This window comes from Dietzia sp. DQ12-76 (assembly GCF_014145045.1).
In the GTDB taxonomy this organism is placed as follows: Bacteria; Actinomycetota; Actinomycetes; order Mycobacteriales; family Mycobacteriaceae; genus Dietzia.
Genome location: NZ_JAALDV010000204.1, coordinates 1 through 1,792 on the forward strand (window position 1 = coordinate 1; position 1,792 = coordinate 1,792).

A 1,792-nucleotide genomic window follows, 5' to 3' on the forward strand; every position below is an offset into this window, starting at 1 on the left:
GGGAGCCGGTCCTCGTCCTGCTCGGCAAGTCGGTCGAACAGATCGGCATCGTCCTCGGGATCACCTCGGCCGGGGCCGCCTACGTGCCCGTGGACCCGGCATGGCCGCTCACGCGCGTGGAACGTATCGCGGCCCGAGCCGGCGCCCGGGTCGCTGTCGCCGCGCAGGGGACGGACATGCCCGACGGGGTCACGGCGATACCCGCCGTGGTCCAGCGGCCTGCGGACGATGCGGTTCGTCCCGGTCCCGCACCCGTCGAGGGGGCCGGACTTGCGTACACGATCTTCACCTCGGGCTCGACGGGAGAGCCCAAGGGCGTCGCCATCGAACACGCTCAGGCCAGGACGACGATCGACGACCTGGCGCGCCGGTTCAACCCCGGTCCGACGGACGTCGTCCTGGGGTTGTCCGCGTTGAGCTTCGACCTGTCCGTGTGGGACATCTTCGGCGGCCTGTCCGCCGGCGCGCGACTGGTCCTGCCCGAACGCGGCTCGGAGGCCGATCCCGAGCACTGGCTGCGCACGATCGAGACCGAGGGCGTCACGGTCTGGAACTCCGCGCCTGCCCTGGCCGAGATGCTCGTCGACTACGCGGAATCGGATCCCGAGCGCGCGCGCACCGCGCTGGGCTCGCTCAGGCTGGTCATGATGTCCGGTGACTGGATCCCGGTGACGCTGCCGGATCGACTCCGCGCCCTCGCCCCGCATGCCGTCGTCGTGAGTCTCGGCGGGGCGACGGAGGCCTCCATCTGGTCGGTTCACCACGTCATCGGCGACGTCCATCCGCAGTGGCCATCGATTCCCTACGGCACGGCGCTGGACGGGCAGTGGTTCCGCATTCTCGACGGCCCGGACGGGGAGCCGGTCCCGATCGGAGTCGCGGGCGAGTTGTTCATCGGCGGCGACGGCGTGGCGCGCGGGTATCTGGGCGACGAGGAACAGACCGCGGAGCGGTTCCGGGTCCACCCCGTCTACGGCGAACGCCTCTATCGCACCGGCGACGAGGGGATGTGGTTGCCCGACGGGACGATCCGGTTCCTCGGTCGCGTCGACCGACAGGTCAAGATCAACGGCTATCGCGTGGAGCTCGGAGAGATCGACGCAGCACTCACGCGCCTCGACGGGGTGCGTGCGGGAGTCTGTAGTGCGGTCGACGGCCCCGGCGGTGGCAAACGCCTGGTCGGGCATGTCGCGCTCACCCCGCAGTCCGGACTCGACCAGCGTGCGATTCGTGCCGCACTCCGGGAGGCGCTTCCGGCGTACATGGTTCCTACCGCTGTCCTGATTCACCGGGAGCTACCGGTCACAGCGAACGGCAAGATCGACCACAAGGCGCTTCCGAACCCCTTCGCGAGTGCGTCGTCGTACTCCGCCTCGTCAGTCCCAGCACCGTCGAGTCCCGCCTCGTCGACGCTGGACTCGTCACCCCCCGCCTCGTCGACCCCAGCACCGGCGACGTCCGCGCAGGCCGAACCCGCGGCGTCTCGGCCGGAGGCGCTCGCAAGTGGTTCGGCAGGCCTGGCACCCGAGCTGGCCGCAGTGGTCCCGGACGGTGTGGATCCGGCGCTCGAACCGCTGGCTGCCGGTCTGGACTCGCTCGCCGTGGTGCGCATAGCGAATCTCGTCGAGGACCTCACCGGCTCCCGGCCGGATCTCGAGGAACTCCTGGCGACACCGTTAGACCGGATCCTCCGCGACGACCCGGTCCCCGAGCCCGCGATCCAGTCCGATCAAGATGCCGCGGACCTTCCGGCCGCCTCCACGCCGGCCCCGCCCGGCCACGCGCCGCAGGT

The 1,792-nt window shown here is 70.8% G+C and carries 1 protein-coding gene; it reads left to right on the top strand.

The window, feature by feature from the left end:
* On the top strand, positions 1-1,792 hold a 1,792-nt coding region (locus G6019_RS08090; RefSeq protein WP_206681815.1), incomplete at both ends, for an amino acid adenylation domain-containing protein.